Source organism: Paenarthrobacter sp. YIM B13468 (assembly GCF_042788025.1).
Lineage (GTDB): Bacteria > Actinomycetota > Actinomycetes > Actinomycetales > Micrococcaceae > Arthrobacter > Arthrobacter aromaticivorans.
On sequence record NZ_JBHZPI010000006.1, the window covers coordinates 157,097 to 177,423 of the forward strand.

General features: G+C 60.9%; 17 protein-coding genes. 12 read left to right on the plus strand and 5 right to left on the minus strand.

Features of this window, described 5'->3' with window-relative positions; all coding sequences use genetic code 11:
• Positions 1-174 precede the first annotated feature (174 nt).
• The 5 genes from ACFX4T_RS08225 (at position 175) to ACFX4T_RS08245 (ending at position 5,680) form a co-directional block, all read left to right on the plus strand.
• The gene (locus ACFX4T_RS08225) at positions 175-1,260 is read left to right on the plus strand and encodes a PhoH family protein (RefSeq protein ID WP_223946156.1); all 1,086 of its coding nucleotides are present in this window, start codon (positions 175-177) and stop codon (positions 1,258-1,260) included.
• The gene (gene ybeY, locus ACFX4T_RS08230; protein ID WP_216925596.1) at positions 1,257-1,730 is read left to right on the plus strand and encodes an rRNA maturation RNase YbeY; all 474 of its coding nucleotides are present in this window, start codon (positions 1,257-1,259) and stop codon (positions 1,728-1,730) included. Before ACFX4T_RS08225 ends, ybeY begins: the two co-directional genes overlap by 4 nt.
• Positions 1,727-3,058, plus strand: a complete 1,332-nt coding sequence (locus ACFX4T_RS08235) for a hemolysin family protein (protein ID WP_216925597.1) — start codon at positions 1,727-1,729, stop codon at positions 3,056-3,058. Before ybeY ends, ACFX4T_RS08235 begins: the two co-directional genes overlap by 4 nt.
• Positions 3,009-4,004 (plus strand): GTPase Era, encoded by a 996-nt coding sequence (gene era, locus ACFX4T_RS08240; RefSeq protein WP_254186498.1) that lies wholly within the window; start codon positions 3,009-3,011, stop codon positions 4,002-4,004. The genes ACFX4T_RS08235 and era overlap by 50 nt, the downstream gene beginning before the upstream one ends.
• Before the next feature lie 104 nt (positions 4,005-4,108).
• Positions 4,109-5,680 carry an LCP family protein gene (locus ACFX4T_RS08245; protein WP_216925599.1) on the plus strand — a complete coding sequence of 524 codons (1,572 nt, stop codon included), beginning with the start codon at positions 4,109-4,111 and terminating at the stop codon, positions 5,678-5,680.
• A 142-nt stretch (positions 5,681-5,822) separates the two neighbouring features.
• Here the strand turns inward: ACFX4T_RS08245 and ACFX4T_RS08250 are convergent, their stop codons facing one another.
• Positions 5,823-7,775 carry a M13 family metallopeptidase gene (locus ACFX4T_RS08250; RefSeq protein ID WP_223946154.1) on the minus strand — a complete coding sequence of 651 codons (1,953 nt, stop codon included), beginning with the start codon at positions 7,773-7,775 and terminating at the stop codon, positions 5,823-5,825.
• 251 nt (positions 7,776-8,026) lie between these two features.
• Between ACFX4T_RS08250 and leuA the strand changes: the two genes are divergently transcribed.
• The 3 genes from leuA to ACFX4T_RS08265 all read left to right on the plus strand — a co-directional run bounded on the left by leuA (position 8,027) and on the right by ACFX4T_RS08265 (position 11,435).
• Positions 8,027-9,766 (plus strand): 2-isopropylmalate synthase, encoded by a 1,740-nt coding sequence (gene leuA / locus ACFX4T_RS08255; protein ID WP_216925601.1) that lies wholly within the window; start codon positions 8,027-8,029, stop codon positions 9,764-9,766.
• An 86-nt stretch (positions 9,767-9,852) separates the two neighbouring features.
• Complete coding sequence (gene recO, locus ACFX4T_RS08260; RefSeq protein WP_216925602.1) at positions 9,853-10,608, plus strand: DNA repair protein RecO; 756 nt, start codon at positions 9,853-9,855, stop codon at positions 10,606-10,608.
• A 2-nt stretch (positions 10,609-10,610) separates the two neighbouring features.
• Positions 10,611-11,435, plus strand: coding sequence for an isoprenyl transferase (locus ACFX4T_RS08265; RefSeq protein ID WP_216925603.1), 825 nt, complete (start codon positions 10,611-10,613; stop codon positions 11,433-11,435).
• Positions 11,436-11,450: 15 nt separating this feature from the next.
• Here the strand turns inward: ACFX4T_RS08265 and ACFX4T_RS08270 are convergent, their stop codons facing one another.
• The 3 genes from ACFX4T_RS08270 to ACFX4T_RS08280 are packed head-to-tail and all read right to left on the minus strand — an operon-like array spanning position 11,451 to position 15,217.
• Positions 11,451-12,524, minus strand: a complete 1,074-nt coding sequence (locus ACFX4T_RS08270) for an alpha/beta hydrolase (protein ID WP_216925604.1) — start codon at positions 12,522-12,524, stop codon at positions 11,451-11,453.
• Positions 12,521-13,528: an alpha/beta hydrolase gene (locus ACFX4T_RS08275; RefSeq protein WP_216925605.1), complete on the minus strand. Its 1,008-nt coding sequence runs from the start codon at positions 13,526-13,528 to the stop codon at positions 12,521-12,523. The genes ACFX4T_RS08270 and ACFX4T_RS08275 overlap by 4 nt, the downstream gene beginning before the upstream one ends.
• Positions 13,529-13,537: 9 nt before the next feature.
• Positions 13,538-15,217 (minus strand): FAD-binding dehydrogenase, encoded by a 1,680-nt coding sequence (locus ACFX4T_RS08280; protein ID WP_377651426.1) that lies wholly within the window; start codon positions 15,215-15,217, stop codon positions 13,538-13,540.
• 68 nt (positions 15,218-15,285) lie between these two features.
• On the opposite strand from ACFX4T_RS08280, the gene ACFX4T_RS08285 reads away from it, so the two are divergent.
• Positions 15,286-16,368 (plus strand): quinone-dependent dihydroorotate dehydrogenase, encoded by a 1,083-nt coding sequence (locus ACFX4T_RS08285; RefSeq protein ID WP_377651427.1) that lies wholly within the window; start codon positions 15,286-15,288, stop codon positions 16,366-16,368.
• A gap of 122 nt (positions 16,369-16,490) precedes the next feature.
• On the opposite strand, the gene ACFX4T_RS08290 is transcribed toward ACFX4T_RS08285, so the two are convergent.
• Positions 16,491-17,084 carry a DUF3043 domain-containing protein gene (locus tag ACFX4T_RS08290; RefSeq protein ID WP_223949295.1) on the minus strand — a complete coding sequence of 198 codons (594 nt, stop codon included), beginning with the start codon at positions 17,082-17,084 and terminating at the stop codon, positions 16,491-16,493.
• Positions 17,085-17,202: 118 nt separating this feature from the next.
• On the opposite strand from ACFX4T_RS08290, the gene ACFX4T_RS08295 reads away from it, so the two are divergent.
• From ACFX4T_RS08295 to coxB, 3 genes are all read left to right on the plus strand, one after another.
• Positions 17,203-18,675: a dipeptidase gene (locus ACFX4T_RS08295; RefSeq protein ID WP_377651428.1), complete on the plus strand. Its 1,473-nt coding sequence runs from the start codon at positions 17,203-17,205 to the stop codon at positions 18,673-18,675.
• Positions 18,676-18,874: 199 nt separating this feature from the next.
• Positions 18,875-19,264 carry a HesB/IscA family protein gene (locus tag ACFX4T_RS08300; protein ID WP_377651429.1) on the plus strand — a complete coding sequence of 130 codons (390 nt, stop codon included), beginning with the start codon at positions 18,875-18,877 and terminating at the stop codon, positions 19,262-19,264.
• A 182-nt stretch (positions 19,265-19,446) separates the two neighbouring features.
• On the plus strand, positions 19,447-20,319 hold the full coding sequence (coxB, locus tag ACFX4T_RS08305) for a cytochrome c oxidase subunit II (protein WP_216925610.1): 873 nt from the start codon (positions 19,447-19,449) through the stop codon (positions 20,317-20,319).
• Positions 20,320-20,327 lie beyond the last annotated feature (8 nt).

Below are 20,327 nucleotides of genomic sequence, written 5' to 3' on the forward strand. Positions count from 1 at the left end.
GCAGCCGACGGAGCCCTCAGGGGAGGATGGGCGGGCAAACGCCCGTGGTCTGCCGGGCTGGCGTAGGATTGAAGGCATTCCGGCATATGGCCTGGCGGTTGAGCCAGTCCCATTGTCGAAACGATGGACCAACTGTTATCCGACCAGAGGAGAAGAGGCCGTACGGCCACCACTATGAGTGAATCCCTGAATGGGCGGCTGCGGACCGGAAACGGGAACCCAGCCACCACCGAGTTCCCGCACACCTTACCGGGCACGCGCACGGAAATCGTCACGTTCGACAACTCCGATCAGATGGTTCACTCATTGGGCAGCCATGACGAAGCCTTGCGCTACATCGAGGAGCAGTTCCCGGACGTCAACTTCCACGTTCGCGGCAATGAATTGTCCATGTCCGGTCCGTCCACGGTCATACCGCGCATCATGCGCCTCCTTGAGGAGGTCCGCGGACTGGTGGCGAGGGGGACCGTCGTTACCCCTGATGTCCTCCAGCAGCTCGTTTCCCTCCTGAGGACACAGTCAGTCCAGAATCCCGTGGATGTCCTTACCCACAACATTCTCTCGAGTCGTGGCAAAACCATCCGGCCCAAAACCTTGAACCAGAAGAACTATGTGGATGCCATCGATGCGAACACAGTGATCTTCGGTATTGGCCCGGCAGGTACTGGCAAGACCTACCTCGCCATGGCCAAGGCCGTGCAGGCCCTTCAGCTCAAGGAAGTAAGCCGGATCATCCTGACCCGGCCCGCTGTTGAGGCGGGGGAGCGGCTGGGCTTCCTGCCGGGAACGCTGAGCGACAAGATCGATCCCTACCTGCGTCCGCTTTACGACGCCTTGCATGACATGATGGATCCCGAGTCTATTCCCCGGCTCATGGCTGCCGGCACCATTGAAGTCGCACCGTTGGCCTACATGCGTGGCCGGACGCTCAACGACGCCTTCATCATCCTGGACGAGGCCCAGAACACCACCCCTGAACAAATGAAGATGTTCCTGACCCGTCTCGGATTCGGTTCCAAGATGGTTGTTACAGGAGACGTAACGCAGATCGACCTGCCTTTTGGCTCCACCTCCGGACTCCGGATCGTACGGGAAATCCTCAGTGGGATCGATGACGTCAATTTCTCCATCCTGGAGGCTGCGGACGTCGTCCGGCACCGTTTGGTTGCAGACATCGTCTCCGCCTACAGCAGGTGGGATGACGCGCACCGTACGGATGGGGCTGCCGGCACACATCACAAACGTGGAGAACGAAAATGAGCATTGAAATCAACAACGAATCCGGCGTGGACGTGGACGAAGCCCAACTGGTGACATTGTCGCGGTTCATCTTCGAGCGCCTCTACATCCATCCGCAGGCTGAGCTATCCATCCTCCTGGTGGATGAACCCGCCATGGAGAAGCTGCATATCGAACTTATGGACGAACCAGGGGCCACGGATGTGCTCTCGGTGCCCATGGACGAGTTGACGCCGGGCACGCCCGATAAACCCACGCCGCAGGGAATGCTCGGAGACATCGCCATTTGCCCCCAGGTGGCCGAAGTGCAGGCTCGGAACGCCGGACACACCACCCAAGACGAAATGCTGTTGCTCGCCACGCACGGCATCCTCCACCTGCTTGGTTTCGACCATGCCGAACCGGAGGAAAAGGAAGAAATGTTCGGTTTGCAGCGTGAGTTGCTGTCTGAGTTCCTGGGCAAGGATGCCCCCATGGAGACCATGCAGTGACCTCGCTCATCCTGGTCGGCATGGCACTGGTTTTCCTCAGTTTCGTGGCCTTGCTGACCGCAGCTGAGGCTGCGTTCAATTTCCTGCCCCGGCACGAAGCTGAACAATCGGTAGTCCGCAGCAAGGGCAAGGCCTTGGCGAGCATCCTCAAGAACCCCGTCGCACACATGCGTGCCCTGCGGTTCTGGCGGGTGTGGTTCGAGATGGCGGCAGCTGTCGCGGTCGCTGTCGTCATGCACAGTTTGCTGGACAACGTGTGGCTTGCCGGCCTGGCGGCGACTGGCATCATGGCCGTCATCGGATTCGTGTTGGTTGGCGTCTCGCCCCGGCAGTTGGGACGCGCGCATTCCGGTCCCATCGTCCGGTTTACCGCGCCGCTGATCAGGTTCCTTTGCTGGATCCTCGGACCGATTCCCGGCTGGCTGGTTGCGTTGGGGAGCGCAGTCGCGCCCGGGGCCCCCGGCGGTGACGACGCGTTTGTCAGCGAGGAAGAATTCCGCGAGTTCGTGGACCGGGCGGCGGAATCGGACATGATCGAAGACAACGAGGCAGAGCTCATCCACTCAGTCTTTGACTTCGGCGACACCTTGGTTCGCTCGGTCATGGTTCCGCGCACGGACATCGTCAGCATTGGGACGGGCTCGGACCTTGAAGCGGCCATGGCCCTTTTCCTTCGCTCCGGCTACTCCCGGATACCGGTCATTGGCGAGAACACGGACCAGATCCGCGGCATTCTCTATCTCAAGGACGTTGCCGCGGCGATGCATCGCGGCGAACCCGGACTGCAACCGCACGACGTCGATTCTCTCGCCCGGGATGTTCGGTACGTCCCGGAATCCAAGCCCGTGAGCGACCTCTTGAAGGAACTGCAGAAGGAATCAACCCACGTGGCCATCGTTATCGATGAGTACGGCGGCACAGCGGGCCTGGTGACTTTGGAGGATCTCATCGAGGAAATCGTAGGAGAGATCGTGGACGAGTACGATGCCGCGGCGGAAGAAGCGGTGGACCTCGGAGACGGAACCTACCGGGTGAGTGCCCGCATGAGCATTGATGACCTCGGGGAGCTGTTCGATATCGACCTCGACGACGACGAAGTGGACACCGTTGGAGGCCTCCTTGCCAAGGCCCTCGGCCAGGTTCCGATCGTTGGGAGCTCGGTTGAAGTGAACGGTGTGTCCCTAAAGGCAGATAGGCTTGAGGGTCGCCGAAACCGGGTCAGCCACATCATTGCGGCAGCCATGCCAAAGGAAGACACTGACTTTGAAGACCTTCTCGATGAGGCAGACACAACGCAACAGGGAGTTCCACGTGAGCAAGCAAAATAAGAAATTCGACGCCGATGACGATTTCGGTGGCTTCCACGCCGGATTCTCGGTCCTTGTTGGCCGCCCCAACGCGGGTAAGTCCACTCTGACAAATGCGTTGGTGGGGCAGAAGGTGGCCATTACCTCGGCCAAACCGCAGACCACGCGCCACACGATTCGTGGCATCGTCCACCGCGAAGATGCACAACTGATCCTGGTTGATACGCCTGGCCTCCACCGGCCCCGCACGCTACTGGGAAAGCGGCTCAACGACCTCGTGGCTGACACGTTGTCCGAGGTGGACGCTATCGGCTTCTGCTTGCCCGCCAACGAGAAAATTGGTCCCGGGGATAAGTACATCGCCGCTCAGTTGGCTGCCGTGGGCCGCAAGCCCATCGTTGCCATTGTGACAAAGACTGACCTGGTGGACCGGCAGGCACTGACGGAACAGTTGCTCGCAGTTGCTGCCTTGGGTCGCGAAGTCCTAGGAGAACAAGGCTGGGCGGATATCGTACCCGTTTCTGCCGCCGATGGTTTCCAGGTATCCACTGTTGCCGACGTACTGATCGGGCACATGCCTCCGTCGCCCCCTCTTTACCCGGATGGCGAACTGACCGACGAGCCCGAGGCCGTCATGATTGCCGAACTCATCCGCGAAGCCGCACTCGAAGGTGTCCGGGATGAACTTCCCCACTCGCTTGCCGTGGTCGTTGAGGAAATCGTGCCCCGTGAAGGACGTACGGAGGACAATCCCTTGTTGGACGTCCGCGTCAATCTTTACGTGGAGCGGCCTTCCCAAAAAGCCATCATCATCGGTAAGGGTGGCAGCAGGCTGCGGGAAGTCGGCACCAACGCGCGTAAGGGAATCGAGACGCTCCTGGGAACCAGGATCTACCTGGATTTGCATGTCAAGGTTGCCAAAGACTGGCAGCGGGATCCCAAGCAATTGGTAAAACTCGGCTTCTGACCCGGCGTCACGGCAACGGCGTGGCCTGGGCCCGATAAGGAACTTCCCAGAATCGGCCACTATGATTGCGGGGATCCACGTGTTTGAGGAAAGGTAACCGAATAGTGCGACGTCGTGACGCCCGCCCGCTGGGCCCCGGCACCGCTGCTCCCGATGCGGCGCGCCATGGGGAGGACCCCGAGGGAACCCCGCGCCACATGAACGCGCCCAAGGGGCTCCCGTTGTGGCTAAAGATCGTTACCGGCCTCGTATCGGTGGCTCTCGTTGCCGGCGTTGCTTTTGCAGCCTTCTGGTTTATCCGGCTACAGACCAACATCACCAAGGCCCCGCTTTCCGCTGCCGAATCACGCGATAGCAGTGATGCCGTGGTCAATGACAAATCGGACCGCCTGCAGATTCTCATCCTCGGGTCAGATACCCGTGATGGGAAAAACTCCCAGTACGGCAACGCGGACGATTCCACGGGCTACGGCCACTCGGATGTCATGATGCTGCTGGACATTTCTGCGGACAATAAACGGGTCAGCGTCATGAGTTTCCCGCGTGACCTCCTGGTCGATGTACCCCAGTGCACGGACCATACCAACAACCAGACGTTCCCCGCGCGGAGCGGCGTGATGATCAACGAAGCCATGGCAGAAGCCGGAATAGGCTGCGCTGTGGACACCATCAACAAGCTCACCGGCCTGGAAATAGATCACTTCATGATGGCCGACTTCAACGCGGTCAAGGAACTCTCCAAGGCTGTCGGAGGCGTGGATGTGTGCGTCAGTGATCCCGTCTTTGATCCCGACTCCGGTCTTCGTTTGGCGAAGGGCAATTCCCAGGTCGAAGGCGAGCAGGCACTGGCGTTCCTGCGTACCCGGCATGCCTTCGGCGACGGTGGCGATCTGGGCAGGATCAAGGGCCAGCAGGCATTTCTGTCATCACTGACGCGGAAGCTGAAGGCCGACGGCACGCTCGGCAACCCGCAAAGGCTGCTGCAGATCGCTGATGTCGTCACGCAAAACCTGACCGTCGATGAGGGCTTGGCGTCGGTGCCATCGCTGTTGACGATTGGTGGAAGGCTGAAGGACATCGATGTGTCCAAGGTCGCGTTCGTCGCTGTCCCCACCCAGCCCGCTGCAGTGGACCCCAACCGGTTGGAGCTCGTTGAGCCCCAGGCATCACAGCTCTTCGCAGCCCTCCGCGCCGATCTGGACCTGACAAATCCCGGAGCAACCTCAAGCCCGGCTCCAACAGCGCCCGGGGACGGAACACCTTCGGCGGCGCCTACCACCGCTGCCCCTCCAGTCCCGGCTTATAACAAAGCCATCCAGCCAGTGGCGGTCGCCAACGGCAGCGGAGTTGGGACCAGGGCACAGGAAATCCTGGCGACCTTGACCGGCAATGGATTTACACAGTCAGTGTCATATTTGGCAAACCCAGTGGAGAAAACCGTGGTCTACTACGGTCCGGACTTTGCTGATGTTGCTACGGACGTCGCCACGCTGTTCGGCATCCCGGCGGCACAGGTTCAGCAAGCCCGGGGAGTTTCGGGCGTGCAGCTCTACGTGGGTACGGACTTCGCAACGGGGACAGCCTATGGGGCGGCCTCGGTTCCGCCCGATGTGGTCAACCAGACGGCCAAAGAAGCAGTCTGCCAACAGGTGAACCCGCTCTACATCACGCAGTAGCAGTCGGCGCGGCATAACGCAGTAGCAGTCAGCTTGGCATCACGCAGTGGCAGTTGGCACGGCGCAATGGCGCCAAGGCGGGACCAAAGACGAATGGCCGGACCCCGGGTTATCCAGGGGCCGGCCATTCGTTGTAGTACCTCTACCAGATGCTGACTCGGTCCTCAGGTGCCATCCACATCCGGTCTTGATCCTTGACCTGGAATGTTTCGTGGAAGGCGTCGAGATTCCGGGCAATGGCATTGGTGCGGAACTCGTTGGGGGAGTGTGGATCGGTAGCAAGCCTGCGGATCGCTTCTTCGGTGCGGATCACCTGGCGCCAGCCGGCAGCCCAGGACATGAAGAACCGCTGCTGGCCTGTGAAACCATCCAGGACCTCAGGCTCGGCACCATCGAGGCTGAGCAAGTAGGCCTTATACGCAATGGTGAGGCCGCCCAGGTCGCCGATGTTCTCACCCAGGGTCAGTTTGCCGTTGACCTTGTGGTCAGGTGCCGCGTAGGGGGATAGGGCGTCGAACTGGGCAACCAACTTTGCCGTGCGGGCTTCGAAGGCCGTCCTGTCCTCTTCTGTCCACCAATTGCGGAGGGCTCCGCTTCCGTCGAATTGGGATCCCTGGTCATCGAATCCATGCCCGATCTCATGTCCGATCACAGCACCAATGCCGCCGTAGTTCACGGCGTCGTCTGCTTCTGCCGTGAAGAACGGCGGCTGGAGGATAGCGGCCGGAAACACGATTTCGTTCAGCATCGGGTGATAGTAGGCGTTCACGGTCTGTGGCGTCATGAGCCACTTGTCCAAGTCCACCGGCTTGCCGATTTCATCCAGGTGGCGATCGACGTCGGCGTCATGCGCCCGTTCAACGTTACCCAGGAGGTCATTGGGGTCGATCTCAACGGCGGAGTAGTCGATCCATTTCTCAGGGAAACCAATCTTGGGGCGGAACGCGTCCAGCTTCTTTAGGGCTTCGGCCTTGGTGTCCTCACCCATCCACTCAAGGGAAGAAATGCTTTCGCGGTAGGCCGCGATCAGGTTGCCCACGAGGGTCTGCATTCTGGCCTTGTGTCCCTCAGGGAAATGGCGCTCCACGTAGATTTGGCCCACTGCCTCGCCAAGTGCTGCTTCGACGACGGCCACACCGCGCTTCCAACGCTCCTTGTTCTGTGGCGTGCCACTGAGGGTAGTCCCGTAGAAGTCGAAGTTCGTGTCCACAAACTCCGAGGACAGGTAAGGGGCAGCAGAGCTGAGCACCCTCAGGGTCAGCCATTCCTTCCAGACGGCAAGGGGTTCCGATTCCAGAAGCGCCGCCGCGCCGTCAAAGAAGTCCGGCGTGCTGACCACGATCTCGCCGCGTTTGCCGGCATCGACGCGGCCGGCGTCAAACCAGGTATCCAAGAGGGGGAACAGCTTCGCTGCTTCTTCCGCAGTTTTCAAGTTGTACGTCTTTTGGGGATCCCGAAGGGTGACGTTGTCCCAGTGGTGGGATGCGAGGGCCTTTTCCAAAGCAACGATGCGGCCAGCAGCGGCTTCTGCGTCTGCAACCCCGGCGAGGCCGAACAACTTGGCGATGTATTCACCGTAGGCAGCCACAATCGGCGCAAACTTTTCATCGCGATAGTAGGACTCGTCCGGGAGGCCGAGGCCGCCTTGGCCTATGTACAGAAGAATCCGCTCCGGGTTTCCGGCGTCGGGTGCCGGGTAGATGGAGAACAAACCGGACACGTCGCACCGGAAGAGCCGGCCCAGCAACGCCGCAAATTCCTCTGCAGAACCCACGGACTGGACTTCCTTGAGTCGGTCCTGCAAGGGTTCGAGTCCTTTGGCCTCGGCCGCGGCCTCATCCATGAAGCTCGCGTAAAGTCCGCCGACCTTCTGTTCGATGCCGGAGGCTGATGATCCCTTGTTCGCGGCTTCCTCGATGATCGCCTTGACAGCCAGTTCTGCCTCGTCCCGCAGAGCGGTGAAGGTGCCTTCCAGCGGGCGGTCGTCAGGGATCGTCGTGCTGTTCAGCCATGCACCGTTGACGTGCTGGTAGAGATCGTCCTGCGGCCGGACGCTGTGATCGATGTTGGAAAGAGTGATCCCCGACTGTGGCAATGTGGCTCCTTGAATGGACGCTGCAGCCGGCGTTGCCACCGTCGCTGCGTCTGCATAGTGGACGTTGCATGAGGTGTTGCAATGTCATCATACGCACCGTGTTACTGTGAACTTGTGCGTGCGGGAATGCTTCTTCTTAGCTGCCGCGGCGAGGCCTGAAAGCTATCTGAAAGCTGGGCCACCCTCGCCGCGGAGTTTAGTTGTGCCCGGCTAAGCTTTCATTTAGATCTTAGAGAAAAGGCCAACACGACATGCGTAATGCACAAAAGCCCTCCGGTATGCCGATTCACCGCTACCTGCCCTTCCAGGACCAGATCACTGTCGAAGTTCCGGATCGCACTTGGCCGGACAAAGTCATCACCAAGGCTCCACGCTGGTGTGCAGTGGACCTGCGCGATGGCAACCAGGCGCTGATCGATCCCATGAGCCCGGCGCGCAAGCTGAAGATGTTCCAGCTGCTGGTCAACATGGGATTCAAGGAGATCGAGGTTGGGTTCCCCTCCGCATCCCAGACCGACTTTGATTTCGTTCGGCAGCTGATCGAAGGCGGCCATATTCCGGACGACGTCACTATTCAGGTCCTCACCCAGGCGCGTGAACACCTGATCGAACGGACCTATGAGTCCTTGGTGGGTGCCAAGCAGGCGATCGTGCACCTGTACAACTCCACTTCTGTGCTGCAGCGCCGGGTCGTCTTCAACCAGGACGAGGATGGCATCCTTGATATCGCCCTGCAGGGTGCCCGCCTGTGCAAGAAGTATGAAGAGACGCTGACCGATACCCACATCACCTACGAGTACTCTCCGGAGTCGTTCACCGGAACCGAGCTGGAGTATGCAGCCCGGGTTTGCAACGCGATTGCAGATGTTTTTGAAGCATCAGCGGACAAGCAGGTCATTATCAACCTGCCTGCCACGGTGGAGATGGCTACTCCGAACGTTTACGCCGACTCCATTGAGTGGATGCACCGCAATCTGCATCCCCGCGACGGCATCATCATTTCGCTGCACCCGCACAACGATCGCGGTACCGGCGTTGCTGCCGCGGAGCTCGGCTATCTGGCCGGAGCAGACCGCATTGAGGGCTGCCTGTTCGGCAATGGGGAGCGCACAGGAAACGTTGACCTCGTCACCCTGGGCCTGAACATGTTTGTCCAGGGCGTGGACCCCATGATCGACTTCTCCGACATAGACGAGATCCGCCGCACGGTTGAGTACTGCAACCAGTTGCCGGTTCCCGAACGTTCGCCCTATGGTGGCGATCTCGTCTTCACTGCCTTTTCCGGCTCGCACCAGGACGCCATCAAGAAGGGCTTCGAAGCACTGGAGAAGGATGCTGCAGCGGCGGGCGTGCCCGTGGACGACTTCACCTGGCAGGTTCCGTACCTGCCTATTGATCCCAAGGACCTGGGCCGAAGCTATGAAGCTGTCATCCGGGTCAACTCGCAGTCCGGCAAGGGCGGCGTCGCATACCTGCTGAAGAACGAGCACAACCTCGATCTCCCGCGGCGCGCCCAGATTGAATTCTCCGGCGTCATCCAGCGCCGGACAGACGCTGTTGGTGGCGAGGTCAGCGGGGCGCAGCTCTGGCAGATCTTCCAGGACGAATACCTGCCCTCCGATGAGGAACAAGCCCAGTGGGGCCGGTACTCCTTGGGCAGCGTAAGCACCGAAACGGACGAGTCCGGCGCTATGACCATGAATGCGAACCTGCGGATTGATGGCGTGGAGGTGCGCAGGACGGGCCACGGTAATGGTCCAATCGCCGCGCTCCTGGACATCCTGCACCACGACGGCGTTGATGTCCGGGTGCTCGACTACAGCGAACACGCATTGTCAGAGGGCGGCAGCGCAAGTGCGGCTGCTTATGTTGAGTGCGCGGTGGGCGAACGTGTCCTCTGGGGCGTGGGAATCGATCCCAGCACCACTACTTCCTCACTCAAGGCACTCATCTCTGCCGTAAACCGGGCAGTTCGGGACGCCCGGGCCTAACGCCTGGACCGTGTGGTGACGGGAAAATACCGTCACCACACGGTCTTGTGTCCTTCTTGGCAACCGGCTTAGTGCGAAGATTAGTTGTGGCCAATCCCTCCTCATTTGCAGCACGGTCCTACCGGGACGATGCCGTTGTGCTCCGCACCCATAAGTTGGGCGAGGCAGATCGAATCATTACCCTGCTGACCAAGCATCATGGGCAAGTCCGTGCGGTCGCAAAAGGTGTGCGGAGGACCACCAGCCGTTTCGGCGCCCGGCTGGAACCGTTCATGGTGGCCGACTTGCAGCTTATCTCTGGCCGAACTCTGGATATCGTCACCCAGGCTGTTGCCAAAGGCGCCTATGGGAGCAGCATTGCAGCGGACTATGGCCGCTTCACTGTAGCTGCTGCCATGACGGAGACGGCCGAGAAGCTTACGGACGCGGACGCCGAATCCGGCACTGCCCAGTACAACCTCCTGGTGGGTGCCTTGGCGGCGCTCAGCCGCTCGGACCATGCTCCAGAACTTATCCTGGACTCCTATCTCCTGCGCGCGTTGGCCACTGGTGGATGGGCGCCGAGCTTTACTGATTGCGCCCGGTGCGGCAAGCCCGGGCTGCACACGGCCTTTGCCGCACCACTGGGTGGAATGGTGTGTGGCGATTGCCGCCCTCCTGGCTCACCGGCCCCGGCGCCGGAAACCGTGGTTTTGCTCGGAGCCCTCCTCACCGGGGATTGGAGCGTCGCTGACGCCTCGGATTCGCGGCATCGACGCGAAGCAGCTGGACTGGTGGCCAGTTACCTGCAATGGCATTTGGAACGCGCCTTGAAATCACTCAAACATGTGGAGCGAAGCTGACTGTGGCACTTGGAAAGAAAAGCAAGACAACCCGGACACGGACTTCGCCCGTAGTGGCCCCTTATGGACATCCTTCAGGTGCCGTTCCGCCCAATATTCCAAGTGAACTTATTCCGCAGCATGTAGCGATTGTCATGGATGGCAATGGGCGTTGGGCCAACCAGCGGGGATTGCCACGAATTGAGGGGCACAAGGCCGGCGAGCCGGCACTGCTGGACGTTATGGCCGGAGCCATTGAACTAGGCATCAAGTACGTTAGCGTGTATGCGTTTTCCACCGAGAATTGGCGACGATCCCCGGAGGAAGTCCGCTTCCTGATGGGATTTAACAAGGACGTGCTACGTCGCCAACGGAACCAGCTCGATGAGTGGGGGGTCCGGATCCGCTGGGCCGGTCGCCGACCCAGGCTTTGGGGCTCGGTGATCCGTGAGCTTGAAGAGGCCGAGGAATTCACCAAGGCCAATGACACCTGCACGTTGACCATGTGTGTTAACTATGGTGGCCGGGCAGAAATTGCCGACGCCGTCTCGGCCATAGCCGAGGATGTTGCCGCCGGGCGACTCAAGCCGGGATCGGTGACGGAAAAGACCATCCAGAAGTACCTGGACGAGCCCGACCTTCCCGACGTGGACCTCTTCCTGCGCAGTTCGGGGGAGCAGAGGTTGTCAAACTTCCTGCTGTGGCAGTCCGCATATGCCGAATTCGTCTTCATGGACACGTTGTGGCCGGACGTAGACAGGCGCACCCTTTGGGACGCCGTCGAGATTTACGCCAAGCGGGATCGCCGCTACGGCGGGGCAGTCGACGCAGCCCCGGCCGCAAATTAGCATGGGCCTGCTACTTCAATACGGGTAGGACGAAAGCCAGACCGACACGTCATGGTACGCCTGTTGACGGATGGTCCTCCGCGACAAGAAGATGTCGTGCAGCGCCCCTGGGTAGCGGAACACAGCCGTTCGCCTGCCCAGGCCCAGCGCGCGCCGGGACGTCTCCTCGACGTCGATCACGGCATCGGCCCTCATGAGGTCTGACGTCCATTCCGCCTGGATCCGGGTCCGGCCCGATAAAAGGACCAGTACCGGAGCATCGATGTTGAGTTTTCGCTCTACCGTTTTATGGCCGGCAAGCACTGCCTTTGTCCAACCGGCGCGGATGGGGAATGAGGCGCGCGGACGCCAGATGGGATCCAGCGGCCACTCGCCATGGGCCTGGTTGCTGACGCTCTCCCAGTACGCAGGCATCTCAGGGAACCTGAACGGACGCTTGGGGTCCGTTCGCGCGAAGGGCTCCACCAGGTGCATGGCGATGCTGCGAACCAGGCTGCTGCCCTGGAGCTCCAGCCAGGGCGAGTTCAGGACAAGTGTCCCGATCCTGCCTGGATGGCGGTCCGCCCACAAAGAAGCAATCAGACCTCCCAAGGAGTGCGCGAGCATATGAATGGTTGGCGACGCTGGACTGTTGGTCCGGGCCACAACGTCTCGTTCGATCTCCAGTAAGGCTGCTTCGATGTCTTCGTCGTAGACAGCCAGATCGGTTGTGTATCCGGGCGTCTGGCCAGGTAACAGGCTCCGCCCAAATTTCCGTAGGTCCAGCGCATAGAAATGAAAGCCGGACGCCGTCAGGTACTCGGCCAGTTCGGTCTGGAGGAAGTAGTCAGCCCAGCCGTGCAGGTAGAGAACCACTCGTGGCGCCCCCGTGGGATCCACTGACGCCGCACGTCGCCTGCGTTGCGTGAAGGTGGAGAAGAAATCAAGGATGCCGTGAGGAGTTGAAGCTGTGACGGGCGGGGCATGCCTGATGAGTGTTGCCTTGACAGGGCCCTCCTCGTCAGGAGAAAGGGGGAGTTCCAGACGCTCGTATCCGGCGCCCAGGATGTCAGGTTGCCACAGGGATACCGATTCTTCAGTGGTGGTCATGTGTCCCCTTCCTGCCGTACCTGCGGCAAGTCACTTTCCATATATCCGCGAATCCATCGTGAAAGCCTCGCGTAGGCATCGGCCCGGACGTTGGGTGCGGACAGGAAGACATCATGCAGCCCGCCATCCACTCTTTCCAGAGTCACGCTGCGCCCCAAGGCCATGGCACGCAATGCGATGATCCCGACGTCCAGTACAGCATCCGAACGCCGCATGGACTCCTGCCACACCATTCCGTTGGCGCTGGCTGCCGATGTCAGAACCAGGACCGGGATGTCCAGGTCCAGGCCGCGTGCAACCTGTGAGTGGCCGGCCAGGACGGCGCTAAGCCAACCGGCCCTGACGGGAAAGGCCAGGGGTGGCCGGTACTTTTCATCCAGCGGCCATTCGCCTTCGGCGGTATTGCTGATGCTACGGAAGTAGAATCCACGCTCCGGCAGCCTTAAGACCATCTCGGGCCGGACTCTGGCAATGGGTCCCACCATGGCTTGTGCGGCACGCCGTACGATCGAGTTGCCGTGCATCTCAAGCCAGGGGCTGTTCAGGATCAGGTATTGAACTTGGCCTTGGTGTTTGCTCGTCCACAGCGCCGCGATGAGGCCGCCGGTGGAATGGCCCATCAGTGCAACGCCGTTGAGGCGGGATCCCGGGCTGTCGCTGCGGATGACCTCGATGGCGCGGCTTATTTCGGCGTCGTAGTCGCCAAGGTTGGCCACGTAACCGCCTGGCGAACCTGAAGTCAGGCTCCGTCCATGGTTATGCATGTCCAATGCATAGAATTCGTAACCGTGCCCTGCCCAAAACCTGGCAAGTTCCACGTTGAAGAAGTAGTCGCTCCAGCCGTGCAGGAATAGCAACGCACCTTGCGGGGCTTGGCCGTCGTGAGTGGCCGACTCAGGCCGGTGGCGGACAAGGGTCGCACGGCGCACCACACCGTCAGGTCCTTCCACGTCCAAGGCGCATGACTGGAAGTCCATTCCCAGTATGTCGGTCGACCAATCCATGCCTTCAGCTTAGACACTCGCCGCTGCATGGCGTCCCGCGGCCCTGCCCGTGAAAAGACATCCACCCAGGAAGGTGCCTTCCAGTGCCCTGTACCCGTGGATACCGCCTCCGCCGAAGCCCGCCGCTTCACCGGCTGCGTAAAGGCCCGGGATCGCCCGGTCTTCCTGGTCCAGGACCCGGGATCGGAGGTCAGTCTGCAGCCCTCCCAAACTCTTCCTTGTGAGGACGGACAGCCTGATGGCAATGAGTGGTCCGTGGGCAGGATCCGCCAGGCGGTGTGGGGGAGCCACGCGCATCAGTTTGTCAGTGGCAAAACGGCGGGCCGCGCGGATAGCAGCCAATTGGGGGTCCTTGCCCAGCCCGCTGGCCACTTGAAGGTCGCGGGCGCGCACCAGCGCGTCCAAGTGGTCAGCGCTGACCAGTTGATTTCCAGCGAGTGCGTTCATTTTTCCGGCAAGGTCATGAGGCGAGGATCCCTGAATGAAATCGATGCCTTTGTCCAGGAAGCGTTGTATGGGAGTATCGCTGCCTGGTTTCAGTCGCGAAACGAGCAGTGACACGTCCCTCCCGGTCAGGTCCGGGTTCTGCTCGGATCCGGACAGCGCTAGTTCCTTGAGGGCAATGGTGCGATTCAGGACGAACCACGAATAGCTGTGACCGGTGGCGACGATGTGCCGAAGCGCGCCAAGGGAATCGAAACCCGGAAATAGAGGCGCCGGCAACTGTTGCCCATCCGCATCCAACCACAGGGATGACGGACCGGGAAGGATGCGGATGCCGTGCTTGGGCCACACCGGATCGTAGTTGTGGATTCCTTCGGGGTAGTGCCACATGCGGTCTCCGTTCACCAACGATGCACCGAGGGATTCCGCTACAGGAAGGAAATCACCATCCACTGAAGCGGGAACTCCGCTGAGCATGTCCAACGGTGCAGCGTTGCCCGGCCATTGCCGACGCACGGTCTCGTGATTGCCGCCGATGCCGCCGGTGGTCACTACGACAGCGCCGGCCCTGGCCTCGAAATCCCCGACGGCGGATCGCGAGGACGCTTGGCCGCGCACCGCCGTCGAGGGTTCCAGTATCTGGCCCGTGACGCCCGCCACCCGGCCGGCCGTCGTCGTTAATGAAGTAGCCCTATGCCGGAAGTGCAGCGATACCCTTCCGGCCTGGACGCCTTCCTGTACCTTTGCTAAGAACGGTTCCAGGAGGGCGGGGCCAGTTCCCCACGTAACGTGGAATCGAGGAACCGTGTTTCCATGTCCCTGGGGACCATAACCCCCGCGTTCTGCCCATTGCACCAGAGGGAAGATGCCGACATCGAGGCTCTTCAACCAGGCGCGCTTCTCACCGGCCGCAAACTGGACATAGGATTCGGCCCACTGCTGCGCCATCGCGTCGTGTGGCCGGTCAAAGCCTGCGGAGGCCATCCAGTCCGAGAGCGCCAATTCAGCGCTATCCCTGACACCCAGCCGGCGCTGCTCCGGGGTGTCAACCATGAACAAGCCCCCGAAGGACCAATGCGCCTGTCCACCCAGCGATGCCGCTGATTCCTGGTCCAGGATCGCCACGCGCTTGCCTGCCGCGTAGGCGGTTGCCGCCGCTACCAGTCCGGACAGCCCTGCACCTACAACGACGACGTCGGCGAGGATTCGATTCCCATGATCTGCATCACGATCTTGTAGCGGCATGCGTACATGCTAGCCGCAGGCAAGGTCACGGGTTTGGTGTGTTGTCGGTAAACCGGAAAACTAGGACCATGCGTGTTTACCCCACCTTCTTCAAGCTCGCCTTCTCCTGGATGGATGCCGAGAAAGCCCACAAGATCGGCTTTCAAGCGATCCGCGCGGCACACCGCACCGGTGCAGGCCGGGTCCTAGCCAGGATCACAGCTCCGGATGCGTCCCTTCGAACGGAGGCTTTTGGGTTGACGTTCCCCTCTCCCTTCGGCCTCGCGGCCGGCTTTGACAAGGAAGGCCACGGAATCGAAGCACTGGCCGATCTGGGGTTTGGCCATGTGGAGGTCGGAACCATCACCGGGCAGGCGCAGCCGGGCAACAAAAAGCCGCGTCTGTTTCGATTGATTGAGGACCGCGCCGTTATCAACCGGATGGGCTTCAACAACGACGGTGCAGCAGCAGTGGCTCCGCGGCTCAAGTCGGCGAAAGCTGCACTTCAGCGCCTGCATGCCGATGTGCGGCCCGTTATTGGTGTCAACATCGGCAAGACGAAAGTTGTTGAGTTGGATGAGGCCACAGAAGACTACCTCGTCAGCGCCCGGAGCCTCGCTCCCGCCGCGGACTACCTGGTGGTCAACGTCAGTTCGCCCAACACGCCGGGACTTCGGCTGCTCCAGAACGTGGAAACTCTTCGGCCGCTGCTCCGGGCCGTGGGGGATGCCGCAGATGAAGCTGCTGGTCGCCACGTTCCCCTCCTCGTCAAGATTGCGCCTGACCTGAGCAATGAGGACATCGACGACGTCGCCCGGCTTGCGCTTGACCTCAAGCTGGACGGCATCATCGCAACAAACACCACCATTGCCCGGGACGGCCTCGTCACTGATGCTGCGAAGGTTGGATCACTGGGGGCCGGTGGGCTTTCAGGTGCCCCGTTGAAGCAGCGATCACTGGAGGTGCTGCGACGACTCAAGGACGCCGTGGGGGATCAGCTCGTACTCATTGCCGTGGGCGGCGTGGAGTCAGCCCAGGATGTCCAGGACCGTTTGAATGCAGGGGCAACCTTGGTGCAGGGCTACACTGCGTTCCTTTATGAGGGCCCGTTCTGGGCGTCACGCATCAACAAGGGCCTCGTCAAGATCCGTAAGCGCGGCGCGCTGGTCTAAGGCTTCCAAGCAGGACCCAATACGAAGACCCCGTAACACGAAGACCCCGTAACACAAAGACCCCGGACCAATGGTCCGGGGTCTTCGTGTAAGTAGTGGGTTGGGGCCTCTTTGGCGTGGCGCTAGGAGGGGTATTGGCCGCGCTTGACCTGTGGCTTGGGGAGGCGAAGCTTTCGGAACTGCAGCGCGCGCATGCATCCGTACCAGACTGCGCCTCGCTCGACGTCGCCGAACTTTTCGCCCAAGCGCTTGCGCAGCTTGCGCGAGAGGATGAAGGCATCCACAAAGACAGCCAGGAACATGATCCAGAATCCAACCAGGACGTAGGTGATCTGTGAACTGGTGGCTGGGACAATCAACGAGATCACCACGAAGAGCAAGGCGCCAAACATCAGGTATTCACCCAGGCTGAATCGGGCGTCGACGTAATCCCTAACGAAGCGTTTCTGGGGGCCTTTGTCCCTCAGCGGGAGGTACTTTTCGTCGCCCGTGTCCAACGCCTGCCGCATCTTCTGCCGCTGGTCCTGAACCGCGACGCGTTCGGCCTCCTTCGAAGCTTTGCGGTCAGTGGGCACCAAGGGGCGCTTGCGGGCGGCCTCCTGGTCCTTCCGCTTCGGCGTAGGGGCGCCCTTTCCGGCACCCGGCTCCTGGGCGGCGGCATGGGCCTGGTCTACTACTGCTTGAGCGCTGGGCTCTTCCTTTTTGCGTCCGAACACCCATACAGAATACCCCGCAGGAAGGTGGCGAAGATTACGGACGTCGGTGGTCTTCTTCCCGCGTGGGAGCCCATCGCGCCTTCCTTCGCCTTCCCGTGGTCGGCTGTAAAGTTTGGGCATGACATCAGAACATGCGGAGATCCCGCAGAATCAGCGACGGAACTCCGGCCACAGCACTGAGCGCCCGTCGTCGAACGAGGCCATGCACTCCGAAGTTGTGGCCGCTTTGGCTAGAGCAGTAGATGAATCATTTAGCGCGACTCTTGGCTCCCTGAAGGACCTCGTCGGTATCCCGGGAATTGCGTGGCCAAGCTTCGACCCCGCCGAACTGGATCGCAGCGCCGAAGCTGTCGCGTCCTTGGTAAGGGCCGCGGGAATGGACGATGTCCGAATTCTGCGCTGTGACAAATCGGATGGGACGCCCGGCGGCCCCGCCGTCGTCGCGCGCCGTCCGGCCCGCGACGGTAAGCCCACGATTCTCTTGTACGCGCACCACGACGTCCAGCCTCCAGGCGACCGGACACTATGGGCCTCCGAGCCTTTCATTGCGGAGGAGCGGGAAGGCCGGCTCTATGGTCGCGGCGCGGCTGACGATAAAGCCGGCATCATGGCCCATATGGCGGCTTACGCTGCTGCGACGAAGGTCCTGGGTGACGAGTTTGGCCTCGGCGTGACTTTCTTCTTTGAAGGCGAGGAAGAAGCGGGCTCGCCCACCTTCAGGACATTCCTTGAGGAACATCGCGAGCTTCTCCGCGCCGATGTCATCGTGGTGGCGGACTCCAGCAACTGGAAGGTCGGCATTCCGGCCTTGACCACCAGCCTGCGCGGGCTCGTGGATGGCACCTTCGAAGTCCGCGTGCTGGAGCACGCGGTGCATTCGGGAATGTACGGTGGCCCGGTGCTGGACGCCCCGACCCTGCTGTCCCGCCTCATCGCGACTCTCCACGACCACGAAGGAAATGTGGCTGTGGCCGGCCTCGTTGGAAATGACGACGTTGCGGTTGACCTGACGGAGGCCGAATACCGCGCCGACGCGTCAGTGCTCGACGGCGTCAAACTCGCCGGAAGCGGAACAATCGGTTCACGTTTGTGGACCAAGCCGGCGTTGTCCATCATCGGCATGGATGTTCCCGCCGTTGCCGTTGCCTCAAATACGCTCATTCCCGCAGCCCGGGCCAAATTCAGCATGCGCCTGGCCCCTGGACAGGATCCCGACGCCGCCATGGAGGCTTTGCGAAACCACGTTGAGTCCCACGCACCATTCGGCGCCGAAGTAACATTCACGCCGGGGGAGCGGGGCAATGCCTTTGCGACCGATACCTCATCAGCAGCTGCCAGGGTTGCGCTCTGGGCCTTGGGAGAGGCCTGGGGAGTCCAGCCGGTGGAAATGGGAATCGGCGGCTCCATCCCGTTCATTGCCGACCTGACTGAGGTGTATCCCGATGTCCAGATCCTGGTCACCGGCGTCGAAGATCCTGATTCCCGGGCCCACAGTGCCAACGAATCATTGCACATCGGCGATTTCCGTCATGCAGTGCTGGCGGAGTCGCTGATGCTGGCGCGGCTTAACGCCGAAGGCTTGGACCGCTAAGCAGCATGCTGTTGGATTTCCAGCTGTCCTCCTGCAACGCCAGGCACGCCGGGAACAAGTAATTGCAGTCTGTGGTTACGTCAGGAGTTATAGCTCAGCGTCTGCGCGACGTAGCATGGAGCTATAACCCGTACGTAATTGGGTAAGGGCAGGCTGCGTTCCGGCGCCGCCGCCAGGAGCGTCATAAGAAGGTAGGCCAATGAGCACTGCAACCAACGAAAACAGCACCGGAGCACAGCTCGTCCCCGACGAGGAGCTTCCCACGCACGAGGTCAATCTGACCGATGTCGCAGCAGGCAAGGTCCGCAGCCTCCTCGAACAGGAAGGGCGCACCGATCTGCGTCTGCGTGTTGCAGTCCAGCCGGGCGGCTGCTCCGGCTTGATCTACCAGCTCTACTTCGACGAGCGCCTTCTCGACGGCGACGCCGTCCGCGACTACGAGGGCGTTGAAGTGGTAGTAGACAAGATGAGCGTCCCATACCTGAGTGGGGCCAGTATCGACTTTGAGGACACCATCTCGAAGCAGGGCTTCACCATTGATAACCCGAACGCCGGCGGGTCTTGCGCTTGCGGCGACTCGTTCCACTGACGTGAGCTATCGCCGCATGTCGGCGCCCCTCTGCATGCGTTCCAATGCATTCGGAGCCACGGCGCCGACATGTGCGCGAAAACCGCTTCATAGCGGTAAGCTCTACATCGGGTAGTAAAACTTTTAGTGTGCCCGGTGGCCTTTGGCCTGCCGGGAGACAGCAACAAGAGGAAGGGCCGTCTGTGAGTTCGCAGAACCGAACCGGCAGCCGACGCATAAAGATCACCTCGATCACTGGCTTGGCACTAGCCAGCGCGTTGGTTTTGACCGGATGTTCACCAGAGGTAGAGAAGGGTTGGCTGCCAACTGAGCGCGGCACGACCAACCACACTGACCGGATCATGGACCTCTGGGTCAACTCATGGATCGCCGCCTTGGCAGTCGGTATCATCACGTGGGGCCTTCTGGTCTGGTGCATCATCGCTTACCGCCGCCGTAAGGGCACCACGGGTTTCCCGAAGCAGCTCAGCTACAACCTGCCGCTTGAGGTCTTCTATTTGACCATTCCGCTGTTCATGGTGCTGGTGTTCTTCTACTTCACCGACCAGGACCAGCGCGCGATCGATGACCGCTCGCAGCCGGCAGACGTCGTCGTTGACGTCCGCGGCAAGCAGTGGGCTTGGGACTTCAACTACAAAAAGGGCGAGGTCATTAACGAAGACCTCCACGAGGCCGGCGTTCAGGCCCACCTGACCGGCAACGAGGTCAATAAGGACCTGCTCCCAACGCTGTACTTGCCCGTTGGCAAGTCCGTTGACCTGGAGCTTAACTCCCGCGATGTCATCCACTCTTTCTGGGTTCCGGCCTTCCTGCAGAAGCGGGACATGATCCCCGGCAAGACCAACTACATCAGGTTCACTCCTACCAAGGAGGGCACTTTCGATGGCAAGTGCGCCGAACTCTGCGGTGAATACCACTCCGAAATGCTGTTCCGCGTCAAGGTTGTCTCCGAGTCTGAATTCCAGGACCACATGGACAAGCTTCGCCAGGACGGCAACACGGGCCTGCTCGGTGCGGAATACGACCGCAACCCGGACCTGATCGAAACCAAGTAAGGGGAGCG

What these genes read in the sequence shown, in the direction of transcription:
- ACFX4T_RS08270 (WP_216925604.1), bottom strand. Translation starts at nt 12,524, where the DNA reads ATGACCACCACTGAAGAATCGGTATCCCTGTGGCAACCTGACATCCTG.
- ACFX4T_RS08295 (WP_377651428.1), top strand. Translation starts at nt 17,203, where the DNA reads ATGACATCAGAACATGCGGAGATCCCGCAGAATCAGCGACGGAACTCC.
- ACFX4T_RS08300 (WP_377651429.1), top strand. Translation starts at nt 18,875, where the DNA reads ATGAGCACTGCAACCAACGAAAACAGCACCGGAGCACAGCTCGTCCCC.
- ACFX4T_RS08285 (WP_377651427.1), top strand. Translation starts at nt 15,286, where the DNA reads ATGCGTGTTTACCCCACCTTCTTCAAGCTCGCCTTCTCCTGGATGGAT.
- ACFX4T_RS08280 (WP_377651426.1), bottom strand. Translation starts at nt 15,217, where the DNA reads ATGCCGCTACAAGATCGTGATGCAGATCATGGGAATCGAATCCTCGCC.
- leuA (WP_216925601.1), top strand. Translation starts at nt 8,027, where the DNA reads ATGCGTAATGCACAAAAGCCCTCCGGTATGCCGATTCACCGCTACCTG.
- era (WP_254186498.1), top strand. Translation starts at nt 3,009, where the DNA reads ATGAGGCAGACACAACGCAACAGGGAGTTCCACGTGAGCAAGCAAAAT.
- ACFX4T_RS08225 (WP_223946156.1), top strand. Translation starts at nt 175, where the DNA reads ATGAGTGAATCCCTGAATGGGCGGCTGCGGACCGGAAACGGGAACCCA.
- ACFX4T_RS08275 (WP_216925605.1), bottom strand. Translation starts at nt 13,528, where the DNA reads ATGGATTGGTCGACCGACATACTGGGAATGGACTTCCAGTCATGCGCC.
- ybeY (WP_216925596.1), top strand. Translation starts at nt 1,257, where the DNA reads ATGAGCATTGAAATCAACAACGAATCCGGCGTGGACGTGGACGAAGCC.